At 44.0% G+C, this 24392-nt stretch carries 25 protein-coding genes and 1 other RNA gene; 11 read left to right on the forward strand and 15 right to left on the reverse strand.

Annotated features, from left to right (window positions below; genetic code table 11):
• Window positions 1–19: 19 nt before the first annotated feature.
• Window positions 20–2191, reverse strand: a complete 2172-nt coding sequence (locus tag LU276_RS08150; protein ID WP_284673348.1) for a carboxy terminal-processing peptidase — start codon at window positions 2189–2191, stop codon at window positions 20–22.
• 176 nt (window positions 2192–2367) lie between these two features.
• Here LU276_RS08150 and nagZ point away from each other — a divergent pair, with 176 nt between their 5' ends.
• From nagZ to leuE, 3 genes are read left to right on the forward strand one after another with little or no spacing between them, the layout of a single operon-like run.
• Window positions 2368–3486: a beta-N-acetylhexosaminidase gene (nagZ, locus tag LU276_RS08155; RefSeq protein ID WP_284673349.1), complete on the forward strand. Its 1119-nt coding sequence runs from the start codon at window positions 2368–2370 to the stop codon at window positions 3484–3486.
• 9 nt (window positions 3487–3495) lie between these two features.
• The gene (locus LU276_RS08160) at window positions 3496–4485 is read left to right on the forward strand and encodes a manganese-dependent inorganic pyrophosphatase (RefSeq protein ID WP_284673350.1); all 990 of its coding nucleotides are present in this window, start codon (window positions 3496–3498) and stop codon (window positions 4483–4485) included.
• Between the two features lie 14 nt (window positions 4486–4499).
• The gene (gene leuE / locus LU276_RS08165; RefSeq protein ID WP_284673351.1) at window positions 4500–5150 is read left to right on the forward strand and encodes a leucine efflux protein LeuE; all 651 of its coding nucleotides are present in this window, start codon (window positions 4500–4502) and stop codon (window positions 5148–5150) included.
• Between the two features lie 145 nt (window positions 5151–5295).
• Here leuE and LU276_RS08170 read toward each other — a convergent pair whose 3' ends face one another.
• The gene (locus LU276_RS08170) at window positions 5296–7473 is read right to left on the reverse strand and encodes a malate synthase G (RefSeq protein ID WP_284673352.1); all 2178 of its coding nucleotides are present in this window, start codon (window positions 7471–7473) and stop codon (window positions 5296–5298) included.
• A gap of 89 nt (window positions 7474–7562) precedes the next feature.
• Complete coding sequence (locus LU276_RS08175) at window positions 7563–9164, reverse strand: isocitrate lyase (RefSeq protein WP_284674626.1); 1602 nt, start codon at window positions 9162–9164, stop codon at window positions 7563–7565.
• 422 nt (window positions 9165–9586) lie between these two features.
• On the opposite strand from LU276_RS08175, the gene LU276_RS08180 reads away from it, so the two are divergent.
• Entirely contained in the window at window positions 9587–10123 is a 537-nt protein-coding gene (locus LU276_RS08180; RefSeq protein ID WP_284673353.1) for a chorismate--pyruvate lyase family protein, read from the forward strand.
• Window positions 10124–10274: 151 nt separating this feature from the next.
• Window positions 10275–11657: a serine hydroxymethyltransferase gene (glyA, locus tag LU276_RS08185; protein ID WP_284673354.1), complete on the forward strand. Its 1383-nt coding sequence runs from the start codon at window positions 10275–10277 to the stop codon at window positions 11655–11657.
• Between the two features lie 105 nt (window positions 11658–11762).
• Here glyA and LU276_RS08190 read toward each other — a convergent pair whose 3' ends face one another.
• Window positions 11763–13850, reverse strand: a complete 2088-nt coding sequence (locus LU276_RS08190; RefSeq protein ID WP_284674627.1) for an FAD-dependent oxidoreductase — start codon at window positions 13848–13850, stop codon at window positions 11763–11765.
• A gap of 309 nt (window positions 13851–14159) precedes the next feature.
• Between LU276_RS08190 and LU276_RS08195 the strand changes: the two genes are divergently transcribed.
• The 6 genes from LU276_RS08195 to LU276_RS08220 all read left to right on the forward strand — a co-directional run bounded on the left by LU276_RS08195 (window position 14160) and on the right by LU276_RS08220 (window position 20831).
• Window positions 14160–14510, forward strand: a complete 351-nt coding sequence (locus LU276_RS08195) for a protein tyrosine phosphatase family protein (RefSeq protein WP_284673355.1) — start codon at window positions 14160–14162, stop codon at window positions 14508–14510.
• 107 nt (window positions 14511–14617) lie between these two features.
• On the forward strand, window positions 14618–15406 hold the full coding sequence (gene map, locus LU276_RS08200; protein WP_284673356.1) for a type I methionyl aminopeptidase: 789 nt from the start codon (window positions 14618–14620) through the stop codon (window positions 15404–15406).
• A 27-nt stretch (window positions 15407–15433) separates the two neighbouring features.
• Complete coding sequence (gene glnD / locus LU276_RS08205; RefSeq protein ID WP_284673357.1) at window positions 15434–18253, forward strand: [protein-PII] uridylyltransferase; 2820 nt, start codon at window positions 15434–15436, stop codon at window positions 18251–18253.
• A 61-nt stretch (window positions 18254–18314) separates the two neighbouring features.
• Window positions 18315–19097 (forward strand): WG repeat-containing protein, encoded by a 783-nt coding sequence (locus LU276_RS08210; RefSeq protein WP_284673358.1) that lies wholly within the window; start codon window positions 18315–18317, stop codon window positions 19095–19097.
• Between the two features lie 66 nt (window positions 19098–19163).
• Window positions 19164–19522, forward strand: a transfer-messenger RNA (tmRNA) gene (gene ssrA / locus LU276_RS08215).
• Window positions 19523–19712: 190 nt separating this feature from the next.
• Window positions 19713–20831 (forward strand): tyrosine-type recombinase/integrase, encoded by a 1119-nt coding sequence (locus LU276_RS08220; RefSeq protein WP_284673359.1) that lies wholly within the window; start codon window positions 19713–19715, stop codon window positions 20829–20831.
• Window positions 20832–20865: 34 nt separating this feature from the next.
• On the opposite strand, the gene LU276_RS08225 is transcribed toward LU276_RS08220, so the two are convergent.
• The 11 genes from LU276_RS08225 to LU276_RS08275 form a co-directional block, all read right to left on the reverse strand.
• Window positions 20866–21057, reverse strand: a complete 192-nt coding sequence (locus tag LU276_RS08225; protein WP_046695978.1) for a hypothetical protein — start codon at window positions 21055–21057, stop codon at window positions 20866–20868.
• Between the two features lie 10 nt (window positions 21058–21067).
• Window positions 21068–21451 carry a beta-sandwich lipoprotein gene (locus LU276_RS08230; protein ID WP_284673360.1) on the reverse strand — a complete coding sequence of 128 codons (384 nt, stop codon included), beginning with the start codon at window positions 21449–21451 and terminating at the stop codon, window positions 21068–21070.
• On the reverse strand, window positions 21448–21840 hold the full coding sequence (locus LU276_RS08235; protein ID WP_284673361.1) for a hypothetical protein: 393 nt from the start codon (window positions 21838–21840) through the stop codon (window positions 21448–21450). The genes LU276_RS08230 and LU276_RS08235 overlap by 4 nt, the downstream gene beginning before the upstream one ends.
• Window positions 21830–21961, reverse strand: coding sequence for a hypothetical protein (locus LU276_RS08240; protein WP_284673362.1), 132 nt, complete (start codon window positions 21959–21961; stop codon window positions 21830–21832). The genes LU276_RS08235 and LU276_RS08240 overlap by 11 nt, the downstream gene beginning before the upstream one ends.
• Window positions 21962–21972: 11 nt before the next feature.
• Complete coding sequence (locus tag LU276_RS08245) at window positions 21973–22149, reverse strand: hypothetical protein (RefSeq protein ID WP_284673363.1); 177 nt, start codon at window positions 22147–22149, stop codon at window positions 21973–21975.
• Window positions 22146–22643: a hypothetical protein gene (locus tag LU276_RS08250; protein ID WP_284673364.1), complete on the reverse strand. Its 498-nt coding sequence runs from the start codon at window positions 22641–22643 to the stop codon at window positions 22146–22148. The genes LU276_RS08245 and LU276_RS08250 overlap by 4 nt, the downstream gene beginning before the upstream one ends.
• The gene (locus LU276_RS08255) at window positions 22636–22881 is read right to left on the reverse strand and encodes a hypothetical protein (RefSeq protein WP_284673365.1); all 246 of its coding nucleotides are present in this window, start codon (window positions 22879–22881) and stop codon (window positions 22636–22638) included. Before LU276_RS08255 ends, LU276_RS08250 begins: the two co-directional genes overlap by 8 nt.
• A gap of 18 nt (window positions 22882–22899) precedes the next feature.
• Window positions 22900–23067: a hypothetical protein gene (locus tag LU276_RS08260; protein ID WP_284673366.1), complete on the reverse strand. Its 168-nt coding sequence runs from the start codon at window positions 23065–23067 to the stop codon at window positions 22900–22902.
• 338 nt (window positions 23068–23405) lie between these two features.
• Window positions 23406–23750 (reverse strand): hypothetical protein, encoded by a 345-nt coding sequence (locus LU276_RS08265; protein WP_284673367.1) that lies wholly within the window; start codon window positions 23748–23750, stop codon window positions 23406–23408.
• A 12-nt stretch (window positions 23751–23762) separates the two neighbouring features.
• Entirely contained in the window at window positions 23763–24137 is a 375-nt protein-coding gene (locus tag LU276_RS08270) for a hypothetical protein (RefSeq protein ID WP_284673368.1), read from the reverse strand.
• Window positions 24134–24379 (reverse strand): hypothetical protein, encoded by a 246-nt coding sequence (locus LU276_RS08275; RefSeq protein WP_284673369.1) that lies wholly within the window; start codon window positions 24377–24379, stop codon window positions 24134–24136. Before LU276_RS08275 ends, LU276_RS08270 begins: the two co-directional genes overlap by 4 nt.
• Window positions 24380–24392 lie beyond the last annotated feature (13 nt).

The following is a 24392-nucleotide window of genomic DNA, read 5'->3' on the forward strand; positions in this document are numbered from 1 at the left end:
TAAAACTTCAAGATTTTACTTAGTTTTTAGCATCAAACATCAGGCGAGCCGCCTCGATAACATATGCCTCATCTTCAGGGAGTTTTGGTCGTTCATTTTCTTTCATTGCCCCACGCTCTTCAGCCAGTGCATCCACGCTTGCCTGATAGGTTGCCCAATCAGTATAAGGAGCTTCTCCCATTGCTTGCTTTCGAACATTTGCAGCATTTAAAGTGCGGTTTTCTATCTCTTTGTCTTTGGCACGGCGTTTATCAATATTGACATCAACTGGCTTTTTGCGATCGTCAAGAGCGCGAATGGCGTTAAGCTCGCTTAGATAAACAAACTGAGGGTCTTTGGCTTGACGCACTTTAGACGCTGCCGCTAATTGCTCAATGAGTGCTTTGCTATATTTACCTTCAGCGGTGTAGTTGGTGGTAGGAATTGTGTCCCATTCCAGTGGATTTTTATATTCTCGCTCACCAAATTCGATGCCTTCGTAGATATTAACCAACTCAATATCTGGCTCAACGCCTTTATTTTGGGTACTGCCACCATTGATGCGGTAAAATTTACGCTGTGTGATAGAAGCAGAACCCAAAGCCAAATCATCATGCCGTGTCTGTGCCGAACCCTTGCCTGTCGTGGTACTACCAATGACAAGCCCACGCCCATAATCTTGAATCGCTGCCGAGAAAATCTCGGATGCTGACGCTGAACCCAAATTAATCAGCACCGACATATCGCCAGCATAAAGCTGTTTACCGCCATCTTTATCAGCATAGACTTGCACATTGCCTTGATTATCACGAATTTGCACCACTGGACCTTCTTTGATGAATAGCCCAATCATTTTCGCCACCTCATCAAGCGAACCACCTGGGTTGTTGCGCAAATCAACCACCATGCCATCGATGTTTTGTGCATTTAACGCCTTAATCGCTTTTTCGGTGTCAAGGCTGACAGAGCGGTATTCATCTTCCCCCGCTCCACTACGGCGTGCAGTGAAATTTAGGTAAAAGCTAGGAATCTCTAGCACACCCACACGCTTAATACCACCCTGATAAGGCACTTCCACCACCCGATGATGCACGCCTGATTCTTCTTGTTTGATGACATCACGCACGATGGTAACATTGCGTACCGAGCTATCTGGGGCATTAGGCTGTTTGACACGAATGGTAACAGATGTACCCTTCGCCCCACGGATTAACGCCACGATTTCACGAGTGCTAAAACCAATGGTATCAATCATCTCTTCGCCATCTTGAGCCACGCCTAAAATCAGATCATTAGGACGCACCTGACCTGTCTTTTGGGCTGGTCCACCATCAACCAAAGTAACAATACGTATATAATCAGGGTTTTTGCGGTCAGGGCGGATGGACACACCAATACCTTCTAGTTGCAGATTTGATTGAATCTGTATTTCATTCGCCTGAACAGGGGCATAATAGTTGCTATGCGGATCATATGCCATCATGGCGGAATTTAAGATACCCTCCATGATCTCATCATTTTTTAGACGAGCCAGTTGCTTTTTTTGACGGTCAATACGGTTTAGCAAAATCTCATTAGGTGTGCGATTTTCACCCTTAACCAAATCCTGCCCACGAGATAACTCAGGGTTTTTAATAAAGGCATCATCTTTTGCTTTATCATCTTCTTGATTTAAAATAATGCTAATTAAGGCGTACGCTGTCTGATTTTGCCAATATTGTAATTGCTCATCTTTACTTTTAAATCTAGGTGCTTCTTCACGGTCAAGCACGATGCTCTGGTCGGTATAAAGGTCAATCTCTTTATTTAAAGCAGTTTTAGCAAAATCATAATATTCATTGGCACGAGTGCGATAACGCTCAAAAATCTCAATCCCTGCCGTCAAATCCCCTCGTTTTAGACGCTCAGCAAAAGTATCGCCATACTTTGCCATAAATTCATCTACATCCGACTGCAATAGTAGCGTGCGTGATGCATCTAGACTATCAAAATAGGTTTCAAGGATGTGTTTGCTCATCTCTTTATTAAGAGGCTGTTTTAGATAATGAAAACGGTCAAGCAAAAACGAGACTTGTCGTGCGGTAACTTTTTGTTCAATGCTTGGCTCAAAGCCTTCTTTATCAGCATCAGCTGCCACCGCACTGACCGACTGAGCCAGCATGACACCCACCACAGCTGCAGCCATACCTGACCATAAAAATTGTTGCTTCATAACTATCCTTAATATCAGTATAAGAGAAATTAACTTAAGAAAAATTCGCATTATCTTATCATACTCAATCTTTCTTGTGTGATGGTTTTTGTGAGCAAATCTCTATAAATTGATACATTTATCCAAAATCATGGCATAATAAGCGGTAATTTTTACACTGTTATTTGGAATATATCATGGCAACTGGCATCATCATGGCAGACATTGATGGCTTAACCTTAACCGATGAAGATAAAGCATTTTTGGCACATGACGCATTAGGTGGTGTGATTTTATTTAAGCGTAATGTAGCAGACCCTACCCAAGTGCGAGCATTGACTGACGGTATGCGAGCGGTCAATCCCAATCTTATTATTGCAGCCGACCAAGAAGGTGGGCGAGTAGCACGCTTTAAAGATGGCTTTACGCCCTTGCCTGCGATGGGGCGATTGGGAGATGTTTATGATAAAAATCAAGAGCTTGCTCTATCGCTTGCGTATGACGCAGGGTATCTTATGGCGTGTGAGGTATTGGCGGTAGGCGTAGATATTAGCTTTGCTCCTGTGCTTGATATCAATGGGTGCAGTCTTGTGATTGGCGACCGTGCCTTTCATGCCAACCCCCAAGTCGTTACCGTTCTATCCTCACGCTTTATAGATGGCATGAATGATGCTGGCATGAAAGCCACTGGTAAGCACTTTCCAGGTCATGGCTCCATCGCCCCTGACTCGCATATCTCAGATGCCGTAGATACTCGCTGTTTTGATGAGATTTGGGCATGCGACTTGGTGAGTTTTCGCAATAATTTAGCACAACTTTGTGCTCTCATGCCTGCCCATGTGATTTTTAGTCAAATTGATGATAAGCCAGCAAGCTTTTCAAAAGTATGGCTACAACATATTTTAAGAGAAAAACTTGGTTACGATGGCGTCTTGTTTTCAGATGATTTGTCCATGAAAGCTGCTCATGTTGCAGGAGATGTTACCATGCGTGTCAAATCTGCAATAGAAGCAGGGTGCGACATGGCACTTGTGTGTAACAGTCGTGATGATGCCTTGCGTGCAGTGGAATTCGCCAAAAGTATGCCCGATGTACCCAACCGCTTTACTCGCATGAAAAGTGCGATTCCTGTTTGGCAAACAGATTTGGTCAGTACCTGCCGTCTTGCCTTTGATGGTTATGAGCGTGCCAAAGCCAATATTCATCAAGCCTTCTTTGCTGGTGAAACGATTCACGCCAACAAAGACAATAACGACCCCACCAACTACACCACATCAACCAGCACCAACCACTCAGACAAGGCTTCATTCACATAAGACACAATCATGCATCATATCTTTGGACACACAAGCCCCGATACAGACGCCTTTGCATCCGCCTTTGCTTTGGCATACTATCTAAATGCACAGCACATCAATGCCACCGCATACCGATTGGGTCAACCCAACCTTGAGACACGCTTTGTGCTTGACTACCTATTTACCAATTTTCAAGCAGAGATGGACGGTCTGCCCAATGAACTACTTCCCTACCTTGACCCCAGTCAGCCCTTAGATACACTGAATAAAGGTGATAAGATTGGTCTAACCGACCACAACGAGCAAGCCCAATCCATCGCCAATTTGTCTGATTTTGACATTCGTTATGTGATTGATCACCATAAGTTAAATCTCAGCACGCCCACACCTGCTGAGATTCACATTCGCCCTGTAGGCTGTACTTGCACAATCCTATATGAAATGTTCGTCATGAGAGGTATTGATATCACACCCATGCTCTGTATGCTGATGCTCTCTGCCATCATCTCAGATACACTCAATCTTAGCAGTCCTACCACCACTGATGACGACAGGCACGCTCTGCACCACTTGATGAACATTGCCAATCTTAGCATAAAAGACAAAGATGATTATGCCCAAAAAATGTTCACCGCAAAAAGCAACCTATCTTGGTTAAGTGCTCATGAGATTTTACTGATGGACTATAAAGAGTATGATATCGGTGGTCAGACATGGGGGATTGCCGGCATTGAGACGCTAGACCCCAAGCAGATATTTCATCGCTTAAACGAGCTAAGCGATAGTGCCAAGCAATTAACCAAAGAAAAACGACTTGACTATCTTATGATTGCCATCGTGGACATCAAAAATAAAATCAGCCATCTTTATGCTCATGACCCAGTCCAAAACACCATCATTAGCCAAGCCTTTCACACCACACCACATGACGGACTATTCACCTTGACAGGCATCATCAGCCGTAAAAAACAGCTAGTACCGACACTAAAGCATCATCTTGAAAAGTCAATCAGTTAAAAAAGGATTAACCCATGTTCGGCATTGACAACCTAATTACCTATCTTGTTGGCGTGATTGTCATCATCACCTTACCTGGTCCTAATAGCCTATATTGTCTGTCAGTATCAGCAAGTCAAGGCAGGCAAGCAGGGGTTATGGTGATGGCAGGGATTTTGCTTGGAGACGCCATGCTCATCCTAGCAACCGTATTTGGGGCAGGCACCTTATTAAAACTTTATCCAAGTGTTTTTGATGGCATCAAGCTGATTGGTGGTAGCTATCTGGCGTATCTGGGCATACGGCTAATCATTGAAGCACACCAGACTTTTAAAAATCGTCATCTTATCGCCAATAAGCGTTTTACCCCACCCAAAACAGACAAACAAAATTATTTTTACCGCTCTTTGTCCTTGAGTCTGACCAATCCAAAAGCGATTTTGTTTTTTTTATCGTTTTTTGTGCAATTTGTCCGCCCTGATTATAATAAGCCGTTTTTGAGCTTTTTTATTTTGGCGTTGATTTTGCAATTCATCAGCTTCTTATATTTAACCCTATTGATTTTTAGTGGTAAAAAATTAGCAGAGAGCTTTGGTTCTCGTCCGATAATCATGACCATGGCAATGCTTGTGGTGGGCTTGTTGTTCATTGGGTTTGGGGTAAACTTATGGCTTGCCAAGTTATAATAACCAACAAGATGGCAGGATTGTTATCATCATGCACCAAGTTATTTTGTTTCATGGGCAGTTTTTTAGATATTACTTACCAAGTATAAAACCCCAAAGCCAGTACTTTGAGGTTTTATCAACAATCCGATCAGTTGCAAGGCAATCAATCACCTTGATAACCTTTTAATTTCAATCTTGCCTGATGCAATAACGGCTCGGTATAACCGCTTGGCTCGGTCGCCCCCTTGAAGATGAGATCAGCCGCCGCATTAAAGGCGATGTTGTTCTCAAAATCTGACGACATAGGGCGATACGCAGGGTCGGACGCATTTTGTTCGTCCACGACTTTTGCCATGCGTTTTAGGGTATCCCATACTTGGTTTTTAGTGACAATACCGTGCGTCAGCCAGTTGGCAATGTGCTGGCTTGAAATGCGTAAGGTCGCACGGTCTTCCATAAGCCCCACATTATTAATATCAGGCACTTTAGAGCAACCAACGCCCAAATCCACCCAACGCACAACATAGCCCAAAATACCTTGACAGTTATTATCTAGCTCTTTTTGCTTTTCATCATCTGTCCAACTGGTATCGACAGCAAGCGGAATGGCTAGCAAGTCATCAATACTTGGCATCTCTTCATTTTTAATTTCACTTTGGCGTTTGGCGACATTGCACTTGTGGTAATGAATGGCATGAATTGTCGCTCCATTTGGCGATGGCACCCAAGCACAGCTCGCTCCTGCCTCAGGATGCTCAATCTTGGTGCGGTACATTTCGGCAAGCTCATCGGGCTTTGGCCACATACCTTTACCAATTTGAGCCTTGCCAATAAGCCCAGTCAACAGCCCAATGCCAACATTTCTTTTTTCATAAGCATTGAACCAAGTCTGCCCCTTAATATCCCCCTTGCGTACAAATGCTCCTGCCTGCATGGCGGTATGAATCTCATCACCTGTTCTATCCATAAAGCCTGTATTAATAAAGATTGTCCGCTCTTTTGCTTTAAAGATACAGTTTTTTAGATTAACACTGGTGCGTTTTTCTTCGTCCATAATGCCCATTTTTATGGACTTAGGTGGCAAGCCAATGGCCTGTTCTGCTCGTTCAAACAATTCTACAGCAAAAGCAACCTCGTCAGAACCGTGCATTTTTGGCTTGACAATGTACATTGAGCCTGTGCGTGAGTTACGCAAGTTGTTATTACCACAGATATCAATGGCAGATAGCAATGGCGTAATCAATGCGTCCATGATGCCCTCAAAAATCTCCTCGTCATTGACCAAAATCGCAGGGTTGGTCATCAAATGCCCAACATTGCGTAGTAACATCACCGAACGCCCGTGCAGAGTTTTGGTGTTGCCATTTAGGTCGGTGTAGGTGCGGTCGGCGTTTAGTTTGCGAGTGATGATTTTGCCATTTTTTTCTAAATTTTCACTCAAATCGCCCTTCATGAGTCCAAGCCAGTTGCGATATCCTTCTACTTTTTCTTCAGCATCTACCGCTGCCACAGAATCCTCTAAGTCTTGAATGGTAGTAACCGCAGATTCCAAAATGATATCTTTGACGCCTGCTTTATCGTCCTTGCCAATTAGGTGTGTACGGTCAATCTCCACTATGGCGTGCAAGCCGTTATTTTTTAGGATAATCTGCTTGGGATTATCAGCCGTTCCATTAAATCCTGCCAGTTTTTCGCTGTCTTTTAGGGTGCTGATTTTATCACCAATGGTAGCAGATAATTGACCATCATCAATACTATAAGCAGTAACATCAGCGTGCGAGCCATCTGTCAAAGCAAAGGTCTCATCAAGAAAATTTTTGGCAAATTCAATGACCTTAGCACCACGCACAGGGTTGTACTCTTTGCCTTTTTCAGCTCCGTCTGCCTCGCTGATGACATCAAAACCATAGAGTGCGTCATATAAACTACCCCACCGTGCATTACCTGCATTTAGGGCGTAGCGAGCATTTCGCACAGGCACAACCAATTGAGCACCTGCAATGGTCGCAATCTCATCGTCCACATTCTTAGTCTCAATCGTAAAATCAGCAACCTCTGGCTCTATGTAGCCAATTTGCTTCAAAAAGTCCTTATACGCACCCAGCTCATAAACATTGTTCTTGTGCCAATCATCAATTTTGGTCTGTAGGTCATCACGATGGGCAAGCAGTGCTTTGTTTTTTGGTGTTAAATCTACCACCACCTGTTCAAAATTTGCCCAATAACGGTCGCTATCAATATCTAGCACCGTCTTTGCTACAGGCAAAGCCTCATTTTCAATAAAATCGTATAAAATCTTGTCAATGGCAAGCGTGCCTTTTTGGATACGAGTAGTTGACATTTTTCATCCTTAAATTTTAGATTTTTAACAAAAACGGTGCTTTACCTTGACAGTAAAACACCGTTTACACACTTAGGATTTAGCGAGAATTAACCGCCAAATTGGTTCATGGTGTTCTTGCTGGCATCACCTGCTTTTAGGGCATTTTCGCCAGAGAAAATCTCTTTGTGGTCATCACCAATATCAGAACCTGCCATAGCTTGGTGTTTCACGCAAGCGATACCGCCACGGATTTCTTTGCGTTGTACGCCTGCAACATAAGCCAACATACCTTCATCGCCAAAGTAGCCTTTAGCAAGTTCATGTGTAGACAACGCTGCGGTGTGATAAGTTGGCAAGGTAATCAAGTGATGGAACACACCTGCTTCACGAGCTGCGTCTGCTTGGAAGGTGCGGATTTTGTCATCAGCATCACGAGCAAGCTCAGAATCATCATATTTGACATCCATCAGTTTATCACGCTCATAGCCTGACACATCACGCCCTTCGGCAACCCAACGGTCATAGGCTTGTTGGCGGAAGTTGATTGTCCAGTTAAATGATGGCGAATTGTTATACACCAATTTGGCATCTGGCACTTGCTTTTTGATGTCATTAACAAAACTTGCAATACCTGCCACATCAGGGGTTGGTGTTTCAATCCAAATCATGTCCGCACCATTTTGAAGACTGGTTACACAGTCTAGTACCACACGGTCATGCTGTGTGCCTTCACGGAACTGATACAGACCTGATGGCAAACGAGTTGGGCGGTGCAATTTGCCATCACGCTTGATAAGAATCTCATCTTCTTTAGCTTCGCTAATGTCAATTTCAGTGGTTTCTAGGTAGCTGATGTATTTTGATGCCAAATCGCCTGGTTCACGACTAACAGGGATTTTTTGGGTCAAGTCCGCCCCTTCTGAGTCAGTACGAGCCACAATCACGCCATCATCAACACCAAGCTCTAAAAACGCATAACGCACGGCGTTGATTTTTGCCAAAAAGTCTTCATGTGGTACGGTTACCTTACCTGCTTGGTGTCCGCATTGCTTGGCATCAGATACTTGGTTTTCAATTTGAATGGCACACGCACCCGCTTCAATCATTTGTTTGGTCAAAAGATAAGTTGCTTCTTCGTTACCAAAACCTGCATCAATGTCAGCAATGATTGGCACAACATGGGTTTCAAAGTTATCAATCTGACTTTCAATCTCTTTAACCTTAGCGGTATCGCCTGCTTGTTCTGCTTTTTGTAAGGCACGGAACAAATCGTTTAACTCTTTGGCATCTGCTTGGCGTAAGAAAGTGTAAATCTCTTCAATCAGCTTTGGCACAGCGGTTTTTTCGTGCATGGATTGGTCGGGTAATGGACCAAATTCAGAACGCAAAGCAGCCACCATCCAGCCTGATAGATAAATGTAGCGTTTGTTTGTTGTGCCAAAGTATTTTTTGTTGGCAATCATTTTTTGCTGAGCGATAAAGCCATGCCAACAGCCCAATGATTGAGTATATTTGGTGTGGTCGGCATCATATTCTGCCATATCTTTTCGCATAATCGCTGCGGTGTATTTGGCGATGTCAAGACCAGTCTTAAAACGGTTTTGGACAATCATACGAGCAGCATCTTCTGGGCGGATAGCCCCCCAAGTACCACCTAGTTTTTCTTTAACAGCACGAATATGCTCTAATGCGGATTGATAAGTCATGATAGCCTCCTAAATTCCTTGTAATGTGTTATCTGAGTAGCGATTGCCACACCAGACCAAATCACTGCCTATGCCGATGGGTAATTATTACCGATGGATAATTATTTGCCTGTGATTCTTGTGATACAGCATACTCAAAACTTCATCGTTAATCCAATAGCAAGTCATAATGTTCACTATTTTTTAAATAAATGATAGATAAAAAATCATTATAATATTTGATAATTTAAATACAAAAAAACTTTGTTAAACCAATGAAGCCAAACTCTATTTCTTAAAATGTATCAATGCCATTTTTCTTAAAAATACCTAAAAAACACAACGAAAATACCCTAAAAATTTCAAAAAATTGTAACAAATTACCCAATCATTCATCTATTTTGACAACTTTTGATGACAAATCCAACCAATCCATCTTCATTTTTATGCTAAAATCAACAAACAATTTTTATTCCACACTTCAACATCAGCTTAATCACCAACCATTTAACATGACACCGCCCAACGCCCTCTTGCCCTATTTGCACGCACAAGGCTCGCTGACCGCCTTGTTAGAAGCCAAAGCCAAACAACCTTTAAAAATCAAGATTATCCATGAAGGTTATGACCTGCTCAACACCTCCCAAAAATCACATCTAAACCTACCGCTACACCGACCTGCCTTAGCATGGGTACGAGAAGTATTGCTATCTGGACAAGATGGCGATGATGATACCGCTTGGGTTCATGCCAAAAGCATCTTTCCCATCAGCAGTTTAAAAGGTGATGCCAAGCGATTATGCCACCTAAAATACACACCGATTGGCTATGTCATGTTTAATAAAAATCAAACCCTGCCCTATAAACGGCGTTTAATCAACGACTTTGGGCAATTTGGTCGGATCACCATCTATGACTGGCACACACGCCCCATCTTAATTCAAGAAGTATTTTTAAATACCTTTGTGCAAAGTTTGTTGTAATAAATCAATAGATATGGATAGGCTGTTACTACTTGGTGAGCATGACCCTGCATTTTTTATATGAAAATACGCAAAGCACTCTGTTATTTTTGATGAATTATGGTACACTACAAAGCACTACTTATTTTACAACTTCGTCAAGGAGCAAACCATGTTTAAAGACATCTCACTTTACACCTACGACCCAGATATCGCTGCTGCGATTGACGCTGAAGGGCAACGCCAAGAAGACCATATCGAGCTTATCGCTTCTGAAAACTATTGCTCGCCTGCCGTCATGCACGCCCAAGGCTCCAACCTAACCAATAAATATGCCGAAGGCTATCCTGCCAAGCGTTACTATGGTGGCTGTGAGCATGTGGATGTAATCGAACAGATTGCCATTGATCGTGCCAAAGAGCTATTTGGGGCAGATTATGCCAATGTTCAGCCACACTCTGGTTCTAACGCCAACGCCGCCGTTTATCTTGCCCTACTAGAAGCAGGCGATACCGTACTTGGCATGAGCCTAGCTCATGGTGGACACTTGACGCATGGTGCTAGCGTGTCATTCTCTGGCAGAACCTATAATGCCGTGCATTATGGCATCGATGATAACGGACTGATTGACTATGATGAAGTTGAACGCCTAGCCAATGAACATAAGCCTAAGATGATCATCGCAGGTTTCTCAGCTTATAGCCAAGTCATGGATTGGCAGCGTTTTCGCAAGATTGCCGACAGCGTAGGTGCTTACCTAATGGTGGACATGGCTCATGTGGCAGGTCTTGTGGCAGCAGGCGTTTATCCAAACCCTGTGCAAATCGCTGATGTAACAACCACAACCACCCACAAAACCTTGCGTGGTCCACGCTCTGGTCTGATTTTGGCAAAGAAAAATGAAGAAATTGAGAAAAAACTAAATTCAGCCGTCTTTCCTGGCATGCAAGGCGGTCCACTCATGCACGCCATCGCCGCCAAAGCGGTGTGCTTCAAAGAAGCGATGAGTCCTGAATTCAAAGAGTATCAACAACAAGTGGTCAAAAACGCACAAGCGATGGCAAAAACCATCATTGAGCGTGGTTATGATGTCGTCTCTGGTGGTACAGAAAATCACCTAATGCTTATCAGCCTAATCAAACAAGGCATTACAGGTAAAGAAGCGGACAAATGGCTTGGCGATGCTCACATCACCGTGAACAAGAACTCTGTGCCAAACGATCCTAAATCACCGTTTGTTACCTCAGGCATTCGTATCGGCACCCCTGCTGTTACCACTCGTGGCTTTAAAGAAGCAGAATGTGTAGAACTGGCAGGTTGGATTTGTGATATCTTAGATGCTCGTGGCGATGAAAAAGTATTAGGCGAAGTGCGTACCAAAGTAACCGAGCTTTGTGCTCGCCTACCTGTCTATCAAAAATCAAAAACCAAAGAGTTGTTTAGCAAAATCAGTGATATGATTGATGAACAAGCCGATAGCGAGCTGATTCATACTGCCAAAGACAAGTTCTATGAACTCTATGAAAAAGCAATGGCAAAAATCAATAAAGCTTAATCATTTGAGCATCTAAAAAAGACCGATTCTCCAATCGGTCTTTTGTTTTTGGATACCTTAGCGTTTTTAATAAACCAAAACTAAGCATCAAGACAAGACAAGCCACTAAACTTGCAAGCCAATCTCAAAGCCCTCTTTGATGGCACGCTTAGCATCAAGTCGTTCGGCCTTTTTAGCACCACCGATGATGTGATACTGTGCCTTAGGAGCATCACCCACATTGGGCATTAGTGTATTGACCGATTCTTGACCCACACAAAGCACCACCGTATCTACACGCAAAAGCTGTGATTGACCTGCCACCTTAATCCACAAACCTTCATCGGTGATACGCTCATAACTGACGCCACCGATTTGTTTGACGCCTGCTTGCTTGATGGTGGCTTTATGCACCCAGCCTGTGGTTTTATTTAAGGTTTTACCAAATCCATCTTCACTGCGTTGCAATAGATAAATCTGGCGACATGATTTGGCATACTGTGGAGCAATTAATCCCCCCTGTGTGGTATAATTTGCCTCGCCATCAACGCCCCACTGCCTAAAAAAAGCTTCGGTCGTTTGAGTTACTGGTTCATAATCGGTATCATTAACCTGCTTAGACACTTGACCGCCATGTGCTAAAAATTCCGCCACATCAAAACCAATACCACCAGCACCCAAGATGGCCACCCTTTCGCCCGCTATCTTTTCACCTGAAAGCAACTGGGCATAACTGATGACATGGGGCAAATTCACCCCAGCCATCTGTAGCGAGCGTGGCACAACTCCTGTCGCCACAATGACATCATCAAATACCATCTTTTCTAACATCTGGCGAGTAACCTTAGTCTCCAACTGGATATCCACCTGATGATAAGCAAGCTGCTCACGAAAATAGCGAATCGTCTCAAAAAACTCCTCTTTACCAGGGATAACTTTGGCATAATTAAACTGCCCGCCTAGCACCTCTTTGGCTTCAAATAAAGAAACCTTGTGCCCTCTTTGGCTTGCTGTCAGTGCCGCCATCATGCCTGCCACACCACCACCAATCACAGCGATTTTTTTGGCTTTTTTGGCAGGTTTAATGACATATTCTGTCTCATGGCACGCCAATGGATTGACCAAACAAGACGCTCTTTGACCGCTAAAGGTATGGTCCAGACAGGCTTGATTACAACCAATGCAAGTATTAATCAACCGGTCTTTATTCTCTTTTGCCTTATTCGCCCATTCGCTATCTGCCAAAAATGGGCGTGCCATCTGCACCATATCCGCTTGACCATTCGCTAATATCGCCTCGGCAGTGGTAGGCATATTGATGCGATTGGCTGCGATGACAGGAATGGATACCACCTCTTTGACCGCTTGAGTATAGCGAACAAAACTGGCTCGTGGCACAGCCGTTACGATGGTTGGTATGCGTGCCTCATGCCAGCCGATACCCGTATTAATGAGCGTAGCACCTGCCTGCTCGAGCCATTTTGCCAACATGATAACATCACTCATGGTCGCTCCATGCTCAACAAACTCCGCCATAGACAACCGAAAACTAATGATGAACTCACGCCCTATCGCCTCACGCACCGCATGAACAATCTCAAGAGCAAATCTGGCACGATTATCCAAACTGCCACCATATTCATCGTTACGATGATTGGTGCGTGCCGATAAAAATTGGTTAATCAAATAACCCTCTGAACCCATGATTTCCACACCATCATAGCCTGATTTTTTGGCAAGTTGGGCGGTATGGGCAAAATCCTGAATGGTAGCACGGATGTTCTTGATTGACATTTGGCGTGGCTTAAAAGGCGAGATGAGCGACTTAATCGGACTGGGTGCGACCACAAAAGGATGATAGCCATAGCGTCCAGAGTGCAAAATCTGAAGCAAAATCTTGGTGCCGTGCTTGTGTACTGCACGAGTAACTCGTCGGTGATGCACCGTGTCGGCAGTTGTGTTTAGTGTGCCACCAAGCGGTGTTAGCCAGCCTTCTTTATTAGGCGAGATACCACCTGTAATGATCAGTCCCACTCCGCCCTTGGCTCGTGCTTCAAAATAGCGTGCCAATTTACCATAATGATAAAATCTATCTTCAAGACCTGTGTGTATAGACCCCATAACAATGCGGTTTTTTAACGCCACAAATCCCAAATCAAGTGGGCGAAACAAATGTGGGTATGTCAGCCCATCATGATGAACGGGTTGATCCATCTGAGCAATTTGGGTACGGCTTGGTTGTTTGGCAGATAATTTTTCGCCAAGCTGCACGGCATTTTTTAGCGTTGATTTAAACAATGTTTTCATAAAAATCCTTGATGATTGGCGACTGCTAGCACTGGCTGACTTATCGGCTAATTTTATCATAAGGTCGGTTTGATATTGTGATTTTTTGCAGATTTGACCACATGGTCATGATGACAGGCACGCACCAATTACCCAAAAGCATTTGCTAAAACACTAAAAAAAAGGTAAGCTAGTCTTATCTACCTTTTTACCCAACCGAATTATTTAGGAATTATCATGACTGAAGTCGCTCCCGAATTTCGCATCACCATTTCAGGTCAAATCACACCTGATGATGTCGCAGAACTTGCCAAGCAAGGCGTAAAAACCATCGTGAACAACCGCCCAGATGGTGAGGAAGTTGGTCAGCCCACCTCCGATGAGATTGGTACTGCCTGTGCCGAACACGGCATCATCTATAAACAAATCGCTTTTGCAGGTGGTATGCTAGATATGAATCATGTGCAAGAGTTTGCTGATTTTTTTAATGCCACCGAACGCCCATTGCACATCTTTTGTCGCTCAGGCAACCGTTCTAGCATCATTTTACAGGCAGCTCGTGAGCGTGATTTGTTAGATGAAGAGTAAGCCTTATTGAAAAATCAAGCAAAAATATCAAAAATTTAGTAAAATGGGCGTTAATTTTCGCCCATTTTTATTGATAAGTTTTTAAAAATTAACAAACTAGGTTCATCATGAGTAAAAATATCCCCATCTTAACGACTGACGAAATTGAAAAAATGAAAGTCGCTGGTCGCTTGGCAGCAGAAGTATTAGAAATGCTAGACCCTTATGTCAAAGCAGGTGTTAGCACAGGCTTTTTGGATGATTTGGCATACAAGCACATCACCGAAGTACAAAACGCCATTCCCGCCTGCCTTAATTATCAAGGCTATCCGTTCACACTCTGTACCTCCATCAACCATGTCGTCTGCCATGGTATGCCCGACCATGAACGCATCTTAAAAGATGGTGACATCATCAACATCGACGTTACTGTCATCAAAGATGGTTACTATGGCGATACTTCCGCCATGTGGATTATTGGTGAAGGCTCTGTCATGGCAAAACGCATCTGCGACACCGCCCAAAAAGCACTATATGCCGGCATGAAAGTCGTCAAAGACGGTGCCTATCTTGGCGATATCGGTGCCGCCATTCAAGAAGTGGTTGAGCCAGAACGCTTCTCTATCGTGCGTGAATTCTGCGGACACGGTATCGGCAAAACCTTTCATGCCGAACCACAAGTGCTGCACTATGGCAAAAAAGGCACAGGCGTGCAACTAAAAACAGGGATGGCAATTACCATCGAACCCATGATTAACCAAGGTACTTGGCAAACCAAAATCATGAAAGATGGCTGGACCGCCATCACAAAGGACCGAAAACTATCCGCCCAATGGGAACACACGCTGATTGTTACTGATGACGGATGCCTTGTTACCACCCAACGACTGGGTGAGGATTTGAGTTTTTTGCATTGACAACCACAATAAGGCTTAGGAGATGCCATGACCACCGTTAGCCATCATGCTTTCTACCAGCATGCCAAAACACTTGGCATCCACCCTAAGCCCCTGCCAGACCTTTGTAGCCAAGAATGCAACATTGATGTCACACTGATTAAATCATGGCTAGAACACATCAATGCCACCATTGACGATAAAGTCGTCATTTTAGGAGAGCAGGCATTTTCTCAGATGGGTTTATTCATCAAGCTACGCACCCATGCTGTAGATGTTGTTTTACATGGATTATTTTGTCAATATCTAAGTGAGACGCTGTCATTGTTCGCCATTGGTGGCTATGGTCGAGAGGAGCTATTGCCCTGCTCAGACATTGATATATTAATTCTTGGCGAGACGCTAGATGACCACACCCAATCCATAGAGCAGTTCGTGGCAATGCTGTGGGATATTGGCATCACGCCTGCCATCAGCGTACGCACTCAAGAAGACACCAACATCGCCGTTACCGATCATACGGTCGCCACCGCCTTACTTGAAGCACGATTCATCGCTGGCAACCAAAATCTTTGCCATGTGCCAAAGCAGGCAGTCAAAAACGCATGGAGTGCCAAGTCTTTTTTTGCTGCCAAAACAGGCGAATCTAAAGCACGCTATCTAAGTCATCACGCCACCGAATACAGCCTAGAACCCAACATAAAAACCGCACCAGGTTCACTGCGAGATTTGCACATCTTGCTTTGGCTTGGTAAGTTTTATTTTGATGGCGTACAGGATTTGGCAGATTTGACCAAATTGGGTTTTTTAAGCATTGATGAACTTGACGGCTTAACAAATGCTAGGAATTTTTTATGGGGCGTTCGCCATCATCTACACGCCATCACAGGACGCTGTGAAGACCGCCTGCTATTTGACCATCAAAAACACATCGCCAAACGCCTGCACTTAACCGATGAGACCACTTGCACCGCACGACTCACACAAGCCCTAGAAGGCATGCTGCGTACTTACTATCGCCATGCCATGCAGGTCGCCGCCTTGTCTGAGATGCTGTGTGCCTACTACAATGAAAGCTATCTTAAGCCCAGTTATGCCACACTCCCTATTGACCAAGATTTTTATCAAATCGTCCAAACAAACACCCCGATTGACACCACCTTAAAACAAGATGGTATAGCAACGCAAGCCTTAATCAGACACGATAAATTAGCCAACCAAGACTTACAAATTTTCGCCAAAGATACGCAGATTTTCATCAAAAAACCCGAAACTCTGCTTAAAATCTTTCTCATCATGGGCATACATGGCATCAAAAAAATCGCTGCTAGTACCCTGCATGCTTTATATCTTGCCAGCCAACAGATTGATGAGCATTATCGCAACCTACCTAAGCACCGTGCTTTGTTTTTACAAAACCTGCAAGAATCCAACTTTTTGTTTCATCGGCTACGACTGATGAAACGATACGGCATCTTGGATAATTATTTACCCGCCTTTGGGCAAATCATGGGGCTGATGCAGTATGATCTCTTTCATCGTTACACGGTGGATGCACACACCCTGTTACTCATTCGCATTTTACACCGCTTTGGCGACACCAGTAACGCCGAATATCAGCAGAAATTTGACCTAGTCAGCGAGGTTTATCAAAAGATTAACCGCAAAGACCTATTAGTGATCGCTGCACTATTTCATGATATCGCCAAAGGGCGTGGCGGCGACCACAGTGAACTTGGGGCGGTAGATGTCCATGAATTTGCCAAGACGCACGGACTGAGCGATGAAGACACGAAATTTGTTGCATGGCTTGTTCGTGAACATCTCACCATGTCTTTAACCGCCCAAAAACAAGACATCTTTGACCCAGAGGTCATCAGAAAATTCGCCAAATTTACAGGTACGATTGCCCATCTTAATCATCTGTATGTGCTGACAGTTGCTGACATGAACGCCACCAACTCACAGCTATGGAACAGTTGGCGAGCGTCTTTGCTAAAACAACTATACATCAGTACGCACCGAGTGCTGAGCATAGGCATTGATGCCGCCGATAAAGACGCCATTATCGCCAACCGAAAAATCAAAGCCAAAAAGCTAATGGCAGACATTGCCACCCATCAGATTGATGCACTGTGGGCAGATTTTGGCGATGAATTTTTCTTAAAACAAAAACACCATGACATCGCATGGCAGACCAGCGAGATCCTAAAAGGCAAAGATAGCCTATCGCAAGACCTGCCCATCATCGCCCTGCGTACGCACTCAGACCTAGCACTCAACGCTTTACAGCTATTTATCTGCACCAAAGACCAAGATGATTTATTCGCTGCCACCGTCAGCGTGCTAGATCATCTAGGACTATCCGTATTAGATGCTACTATCTTGACTGCCGATATCAATGGACAGCCTGTCGCCCTTGATTCTTATGTACTCATCGACCGTCATGCCATCACAGGTAGTACACAAGATGACATTCTAAGTAATGATATCCGCAGACAGCTACTCATCGATAAGCTAATCCATGCCTTCACGCATGGACTAACCCAAACAATGCCACGCAACTTTACGCTAGATGCTCAACTAAAACACTTTACCGTACCCACCCAAGTACAGTTTAGCAAAGCGACTTCGGTTACACACACAGGTCATCATATGATGACCTTAGTTACCAAAGACCGCCCTGCTCTACTGGCAAAATTAGGCTTGGTCTTTAGCCGATTAGGGGTTGAGGTGCATGGGGCACGCATTACTACTTTAGGCGAGCGTGCCGAAGATATGTTTTATTTGAGCGATAAAAATAATCAGACATTAGATACTGACAAATTAACTACATTAAAAGTCGCTGTGATTGAAGCTTTGGCATGATACAATAGCAAACGATTTTATTTTATAGTTACCCCAACTGATTCATGCTACACATAAACTTATGAATACATCCGTTTTTTATCCCAAGTTCGCTCTTGTTAGCCTAAGTTTGGCTACTGCCTGTTATATCGGTACAGCACACGCCAACACCGACAATGAAATCTCTTGCCAAAGTCGCATTAGTCTGCCCCAAGGTTATCAATTCGCCCAAGAAAGCCCTGATTGCCAATACAATGAAAATTTATTTGTCGTCAGCAAAAACGGCAAATACGGCTACGCCAACATTCAAGGCAACATCATCATTCCAGCGACTTTTGAGTCAGCGGAGGGTTTTGATGATGGGCTAGCACTCATCAAACAAGATGGCAAATTTGGCTACATCAATCCAAAAGGCAAAATTGCCATCACGCCACAGTTTACCAACGCATGGGGCTTTTGGGAGGGGCGTGCCAAGATTAAAAAGCATGGCAAATTTGGCTTTATTGATAAAAAAGGCAAAATCGTCATCGCCCCAAGCTACACCGATACAGGTGATTGGTTTGAAGATGGTTTGGTGCGTGTCAAGGTGGGCGATAAGTGGGGGTTTATCAATAAAGATGGGAATACCATCATCACTGCCATGTACGACACCGCTGAGGATTTTTCTGAAGGTTTGGCATCGGTTGGCATTAAGACAGCGAACGGTTATCGCTATGGCTACTTAAATACCAAAGGCGATGTAGCCATCGATTTGGTCTATGACACGCCTGCCAACTTCATTGATGGCATCGCCTTTGTCATTAAGGATAATCACGCCCATTATATCAACAAAGCGGGCAAAGAAGTGCCTTTTCAACCACGATAAATAGGCAAATTAACACCATCTATGGTTGTCAGTATCCATTTTATCTGTTAGAATAATAGGATTATTGGGGATGTTCTGGCTTCGACGCTGGTAATGAAACCTGATAGTGCATGCCAAGAGTGGTAATCTCTTGTAAATACAGTACCAATTAAAATAGTCGCAAACGACGAAACTTACGCACTAGCAGCCTAAGGGCTACTTGGGTCGGCACAGATTGCCTTTGGTCTGGTTGCTTACTCCGATGCGAACGCACAAAGGATAGTCTGATTTAGTGTTGTGATGAATTAGGCGAAATTTTTAGCAAATCGTCCAATCCTACCTGACTGTCGGTTCGGTGCGGATTAAAGCCATAGACAGATTCTAAGCATGTAGAACTATGGGCGTAGTGCTGGCGGACGCGGGTTCAACTCCCGCCATCTCCACCACATATCCAAATCACTAAAAATCATCAATTATTTTTAAGTGTCATAAACCATCAAAAAAGCCTTGTAAATCAAGGCTTTTTTATTGTCTTGTTGTATCTCATAAAGTCATCGTGTATCATAGTAAATCAACGAACATCAAACGATTTTACACACACGGCGACACACAGCCACACACGAGATACACACACCAATGCTCACCGATAACAAAATCAAAGGGCTAAAACCCACCGAAAAACGCTACTCGCTATCAGCAGGCGAAGGCTTATCCATTGATGTCATGCCAACAGGTCGTAAGTCTTGGGTATTAGAATACACCGCCCTTGGCAAGCGAAAACGCAAAAAACTTGGCGAATACCCCGCCACCAGCTTAAAGAAAGCCCGAGAGCTTGCCAATCAAATCAAAGGCAACGCAGGACTAACGCCCATTACAGTCAGCGAACTCATTCATGAATGGATAGAGCTGTACAGTAAGCAATGGACAAGCGAGAAGTACAAATACACCGTCATCTATCGTCTGACCTACATCACCAACGATTTTAAGGACATGGCAGTGGCAGATGTCAGCCGTGCGATGGTCTCAAAAGCGGTCAGTCAAATGGTCGCACAAGGCACATACGAGACCGCCAAACGCTCATTACGCCTCTTATCGCAAGTATTCAACTATGCCATCGCCCACGAATACGCCCAGAACAACCCCTGCACGCTGGTTGATAACATCATACCCACCCACACCGTGCAAAATATGGCAACATTATCCGCTGATGAAATGGCGGGCTTTTGGCACACCATCAGAAAAACGCCCACCATCGGACTTGCCCCTGTTGCTTTGTCGCTGGCAAATTATTTGGCGGTGCGTCCCAGCGAGCTGTGCAAGGCGACATGGGACGAATTTGACCTAGATAAAGGCGTGTGGATTATCCCAGCTTACCGTATGAAAACACGACTTGAACACGCCGTCCCGCTTGCCAGTCAGCCGTTAAAGATATTAAAGGAATTGTACAGCTCACGCCTTGATGATGGCTTTGTGTTTAAACATCACAGCAATCCTGCCAAGCCCATGCCGATTGAAAGTGTGTTGGCGGTTATCAAACGGGCGGGCTTTGGCGGTCGTATGACTACGCACGGCTTTCGTTCGCTGTTTTCTACGGTGGCAAATGACAGTGGGCTTTGGCGTGCTGATGTGATTGAAAGACAGCTGGCTCACACCAAAAAAGATGTCCGCCATGTTTATAACCGTGCTGAATACTGGGACGAGCGTGTGGGACTCATGAGCTGGTGGGCGGATATTGTGGCAGATTGGCAGGCATAAAAAAAGGGGCGTTACACCCCTTGTATTAGATTTTTTATGATACGGTCGTGCCATTGATTTCTTGTTCAATGCGAATGGCATTTTCCAGCGTCCAATATACCTTATTGCCACGCTGAGCGTTGGGTGGGTATTTCGGACGATAGTAAGTCTTAAAGGTATTGACGCACACACCCAGTCGTTTCGCCATGTCTTTTTGAGTTAGCCATGTGATTGAGTTCATCATCATTTATACTCCATTATTTCACATCCACATCTGGCACAATCACAGATGGCTTAAAAGTTACACGATAAAAATGACTGCTTGCTTTGTTCGGCTCAATTTGTTCAACAAACGCAGTAACATTGTCAGATAAAACAAGCGTGTGGCGCTTAAATTCCTGTTCGCCAGTTTTACAAATCACATTAAAAGCTGTTTGCGTGTCATTCAAATTAAAAGAACACCGACCCTCGATTTCTAGGATGTAGTTATCAGTAATGCCATTGTAAAATACGATTCGCCTGTTAATCTCAAAATTATCAGCAGCTTTCTTGGCATTGTGTGTTGCGACCTGAGCATCGTCAATGCAGCCAGTCGCTAATACTGCAGCCAAACCTAATGCTAAAAATTTAAACAATTTCATAATTTCCCTCCTGATAATTCAATCAATGCTTTTGCGTGTGCGATGGCGTTTTCTCTGCTTCTGTGTAAAAGCCCTTTAGCTAAAATTGACTTGTCCAATTCATAACCTGCCCACTCATATGTTAATGTATAGCAGGTGTGTGTTGGGTCAGCTATCCAATATTTTTCACCATATTTCAATGGCTCGCTCTCAGGTTTGGGAAAACTCACACCGCCAACAGCAACCATCTCTGATGTCATGCGAAACTCAATATCATCAGACAAAAAGACATTCACATCGCTCATGCCACTTAACTTAAACCACTCATCATGACCTAGACAACGGTACTCGACCGTTCTATGCTCTTTTAGAGCGCTAATAATCTCGTCATAGCTTAGTTTATTGCTCATTTTCACGCTCCTTTTCTCTTTTCCACGCCCATAGTAGGCAAAATTCAACATAGTTTAGTGGTCTGTATCGCACCGTCATCAATATCGGCAGTTCGTACAGTCCTGTGTGTACATATTGCATTAGACCTCCAATCAATAATCCTCACTTTTATTATCCGCCAACGCACGATATTCAGCGATTTTGGCTCGCTCGCCCTCGTACGCCCTATCCCGAGCTTCCAAAGACATGGATACGCAGCCCTGTAATGCAACAAGTGCGACGGCAATAATAACGACGGATAATAATACTTGCTTAGTTGCTGGTTTCATAAAAACTTCCCATTTTGAAATATGTGAATTACGCTCAAAATCTTACCACTAACAAAAATCTCATCCGTAGCGGTCTCAACACAAGCGTTGTGATGTTCATTGGCACCAAACGCACGAGCTGGCAGGGATGAATAATAGTTGCAGGGCAGACGATAAGCATTGGCTGGCATGAATTTGGCGTGTAGCCACTCTGAATATTCAATCAAGAATGACAAATCTGGCAAAATCGCATTATTTGACCACAACGAGCCGTTTGCTTTCTTAGCCACCGCCATATCGACATACACCGAATTTTGCACAAAAATAAAATCAATGCCACGAAAGCCGTTGTTTTTATACCGTCTAATAAACTCTCTCGACTTTTGTATTGTGTCGCATTCGACAGTCGCACACACCGCACCACTTCGAGCAAGTGCATAAGACACACGAGCTGTAATGCTGTCCAAGCGGGCAGTTGTCGCTGTCGTCAGCAAAATAATTAAAGGCTTACTCAAGGTTCATCTCCTTCACATAGACATAAAGAGTACAAAAAGGTTTCCATTGGCTTGGGTCAATCAGACATCGCCCATGTGCGATTTGGTTAAGCACGAGGCTTAGATGTCTATCGGCAAGCTCATAGTCTTCATTATCAATGGCGACTTTGGCATCTTTAAGAGCTGTCGCCGCCACATAATTACTCAGATTGGCTTTTTTGATTAAGCGACGAATGCTTTTTTTTGCGTTGAATGACATAAAGACCAATACCCTAAACTACTGACACTTCACATCATAGCCGTCCGCTTGCCAGCTTAGGCACTGCTCATAGTCAGCTTGAGCTTGGCGGTCTAAGCCCTCAGTACACGCCACAGGGAGCAGGGCAAGCATGGCAACGATAATAATCAATGGCACAAGGTCAGTTGGTGTCAGTTTGGTATGCATCGTTCACTCCGTTTGTTGTTTATGGGGTGATTATAAGCAAACTAATAAAATAATGCAAGAAAAATATTAGTTTATTAATATAAAATTTGCAATTTGTTGAAAATATGATGATTTTTATATTAAAATATAAGTATATTTTTTATAGGCAATAAAAAACCGCCCCAGTGGGACGGCTTTTTAAATTTTAACAAAGTGTGTATTTTTGGAGAAATTAGATGCTTGATGTGATTGTGGCAGTCATGAATGAGCCAATACCATTTTGGCTATCTCTGCTGTCTTATTATCTTGGTGGCTGGATATTTTATCAGCTAGGCAAGTCCAAGCAGAAGCGAATATCGTCAAAACAGCAGCTTATCCATCGCCCAAATAAGCAAAGGTACAAGCAATGAACCAAGCACCCATTTGCTGTTTTCGCTGTCTTTGAGCCATTTGATGGATTTGTCCCAAATGGTGGATTGCAATGTTTTCAGATGTTCCCTGCCAGCTGGTGTAATCTCACAATATTCTAACAGCTCGCTACCGTCTGCCATGTCAGTGATGATACTATCCACTAAGCCTTGTGCTGTCATGTCCTTAATGTACAGAATAAGTGTGTCATAAGGCATGGTGCGTAGAACATGGTCAACACCTTGTCGCCCATGCTCTGTTAGTGCCTGCAAAATAATTTTTGTCTCACTACTCATCGCTTGCATTCGCTACTCCACAAACCCCATCCTATCCACATTCGGCAACTCAAAAGGTGGATGTGTACCAATATCTATCAGTACAATCATATCTTGGTAATATGAGTAATGCAGCACATATTCGCTGGTCAGCTCGCCATTTGCTTGCTGTATATAGCACGGCACGCCCAGATGATAATGCCATAGACAATGCTTTTGGGCAAAGGCGTGTCGTCTTTGTTCTTTTTTGGTATGGGGACTCGGCAGGACTGATGATTTGTTTCGCCCCTTCAAACCCTTTAATCCATGGCTTTGTACATGGACGACAAAGTCCGCCACCGCAAGCTGTATCGGCTCATCAAAATCTTCAAAATGCTCATCAAGCCAACTCCCAAAAACCACTTTCACGCTTGTTTGCCCCTACTGGCTCGCCACGCCAAAAAGTCTTGTGCGGTGTCGCAACGTGGTACTTCCACCCCATTTGCTAGGGCAAGTTCTCTGGTCTCACACCCTTTTATCCGCTCGGCAAATCTTGATAGCTCCATATCTTGCTCATCACACAGCCCCAAGCGTTCCACAGACACTCGCTTGGGTGCTTGCTCGCTAAGCACGGTCAGTATCTGCATCACCAATGTTTTATTTATAGACATTCTTTAAACTCCT

It is taken from the genome of Moraxella haemolytica (assembly GCF_030177935.1).
GTDB lineage: Bacteria > Pseudomonadota > Gammaproteobacteria > Pseudomonadales > Moraxellaceae > Moraxella > Moraxella haemolytica.

Coding starts and splice junctions, on each gene's coding strand:
- LU276_RS08150 (WP_284673348.1), bottom strand. CDS start 2,191: ATGAAGCAACAATTTTTATGGTCAGGTATGGCTGCAGCTGTGGTGGGT.
- nagZ (WP_284673349.1), top strand. CDS start 2,368: ATGGCAACTGGCATCATCATGGCAGACATTGATGGCTTAACCTTAACC.
- LU276_RS08160 (WP_284673350.1), top strand. CDS start 3,496: ATGCATCATATCTTTGGACACACAAGCCCCGATACAGACGCCTTTGCA.
- leuE (WP_284673351.1), top strand. CDS start 4,500: ATGTTCGGCATTGACAACCTAATTACCTATCTTGTTGGCGTGATTGTC.
- LU276_RS08170 (WP_284673352.1), bottom strand. CDS start 7,473: ATGTCAACTACTCGTATCCAAAAAGGCACGCTTGCCATTGACAAGATT.
- LU276_RS08180 (WP_284673353.1), top strand. CDS start 9,587: ATGCTAAAATCAACAAACAATTTTTATTCCACACTTCAACATCAGCTT.
- glyA (WP_284673354.1), top strand. CDS start 10,275: ATGTTTAAAGACATCTCACTTTACACCTACGACCCAGATATCGCTGCT.
- LU276_RS08190 (WP_284674627.1), bottom strand. CDS start 13,850: ATGGATCAACCCGTTCATCATGATGGGCTGACATACCCACATTTGTTT.
- LU276_RS08195 (WP_284673355.1), top strand. CDS start 14,160: ATGACTGAAGTCGCTCCCGAATTTCGCATCACCATTTCAGGTCAAATC.
- map (WP_284673356.1), top strand. CDS start 14,618: ATGAGTAAAAATATCCCCATCTTAACGACTGACGAAATTGAAAAAATG.
- glnD (WP_284673357.1), top strand. CDS start 15,434: ATGACCACCGTTAGCCATCATGCTTTCTACCAGCATGCCAAAACACTT.
- LU276_RS08210 (WP_284673358.1), top strand. CDS start 18,315: ATGAATACATCCGTTTTTTATCCCAAGTTCGCTCTTGTTAGCCTAAGT.
- LU276_RS08220 (WP_284673359.1), top strand. CDS start 19,713: ATGCTCACCGATAACAAAATCAAAGGGCTAAAACCCACCGAAAAACGC.
- LU276_RS08225 (WP_046695978.1), bottom strand. CDS start 21,057: ATGATGATGAACTCAATCACATGGCTAACTCAAAAAGACATGGCGAAA.
- LU276_RS08230 (WP_284673360.1), bottom strand. CDS start 21,451: ATGAAATTGTTTAAATTTTTAGCATTAGGTTTGGCTGCAGTATTAGCG.
- LU276_RS08235 (WP_284673361.1), bottom strand. CDS start 21,840: ATGAGCAATAAACTAAGCTATGACGAGATTATTAGCGCTCTAAAAGAG.
- LU276_RS08240 (WP_284673362.1), bottom strand. CDS start 21,961: ATGCAATATGTACACACAGGACTGTACGAACTGCCGATATTGATGACG.
- LU276_RS08245 (WP_284673363.1), bottom strand. CDS start 22,149: ATGAAACCAGCAACTAAGCAAGTATTATTATCCGTCGTTATTATTGCC.
- LU276_RS08255 (WP_284673365.1), bottom strand. CDS start 22,881: ATGTCATTCAACGCAAAAAAAAGCATTCGTCGCTTAATCAAAAAAGCC.
- LU276_RS08260 (WP_284673366.1), bottom strand. CDS start 23,067: ATGCATACCAAACTGACACCAACTGACCTTGTGCCATTGATTATTATC.
- LU276_RS08265 (WP_284673367.1), bottom strand. CDS start 23,750: ATGAGTAGTGAGACAAAAATTATTTTGCAGGCACTAACAGAGCATGGG.
- LU276_RS08275 (WP_284673369.1), bottom strand. CDS start 24,379: ATGTCTATAAATAAAACATTGGTGATGCAGATACTGACCGTGCTTAGC.